Below are 1,108 nucleotides of genomic sequence, written 5' to 3' on the forward strand. Positions count from 1 at the left end.
ATCGAGGATCAACCGGCTCTCGGGCGCTGCCTGTCTCACCGCCCGGATGCGGGCGATGTCGTTGTCGCCGCCGATCTTGACCTTGAGCAGCGGCCGGCCGGAGTTGGCGCGGGCCTGCGCCGCCATCGCCTCGGGTTCTCCGAGCGACAGCGTGTAAGCGGTTTCGAGCCGATGCAACGGGTCCGGCCAGATTGCGTTCGCCACCGGATTGCCGCTGATCTTGGCTTCAAGATCCCAAAGGGCACAGTCTACAGCGTTGCGCGCCGCCCCGGCAGGCATTGCGTCGAGCAGGGCGATGCGGTCCATCCCGCCGGCGATCCGGTCACTCATCGCCTGGATCGCGTCATGGACACCAGCCATGGTCTCGCCATAGCGCCTGTAGGGAACACATTCGCCACGCCCGCTATGGCCACCCTGGCTGATCGTGCAGGTGATGACCTCGGCCTCGGTCTTGGAGCCGCGCGAAATGGTGAAGGTCCCGGCGATCGGAAAACGCTCGGCCTCGACCGAAATGACACGCGCCATATTTTTCTGCTCCGGCTATGCGAGAAGGGTTGTCGGCAAATCGACAAGGTCGGACCCATCAGGCTAAACAGGACGCCATGTTGACCATCGGTAAACGCGACGCAAGCGGCACGACCGCCTCGGGGGCTGATCACGACCCGCGCGTGGCGGTCGGCGAGGAGGGTGGCGTCCTCGGCTGCGCGTTTTCCGGAGTCTGGACGACACGGACCGTGGCGCTGATCGACGCCGAGATGCGCAAGATCGAGAAGCGAAGCGGTTTCAAGACGTTGGCGCTCGATCTTTCGAAAATCGAGAAGATCGATACCGCCGGCGCCTGGCTGATCGACCGGCTGGTCAGCGTCTTCGAGAAGAAGAATGTCGAGGTCCGGCTGCAAGGCCAAAGTGACGTCGCTTCCATATTGCTCGAAGCAGTCGGCGAAGCCGTCCGGCGCGAGCCCGAATCCGGACCGGCGCGGCCGCCCAACATTGTCATTCGGGCGCTGGAGGCGGTTGGCCGGCGCGTCTACGAGATGCGCGACGATTTCCTCGCCTCGATGAACATATTGGGCGCCACCATCCGCGGCGCGCAGATGAAGCTCGGCCG

1 protein-coding gene and 1 pseudogene are annotated in these 1,108 nt (G+C 64.4%); one reads left to right on the top strand and one right to left on the bottom strand.

What is annotated here, in order from left to right; genetic code table 11:
* Nucleotides 1–525, bottom strand: a pseudogene (locus tag EOA36_RS35950) (dipeptide epimerase); the annotation flags it as partial.
* Nucleotides 526–602: 77 nt separating this feature from the next.
* Between EOA36_RS35950 and EOA36_RS35955 the strand changes: the two are divergent.
* Nucleotides 603–1,108: STAS domain-containing protein (locus tag EOA36_RS35955; RefSeq protein WP_127281282.1), on the top strand; the 506-nt coding region annotated here is incomplete at its 3' end.

This window comes from Mesorhizobium sp. M8A.F.Ca.ET.021.01.1.1, assembly GCF_003998025.1.
In the GTDB taxonomy this organism is placed as follows: Bacteria; Pseudomonadota; Alphaproteobacteria; order Rhizobiales; family Rhizobiaceae; genus Mesorhizobium.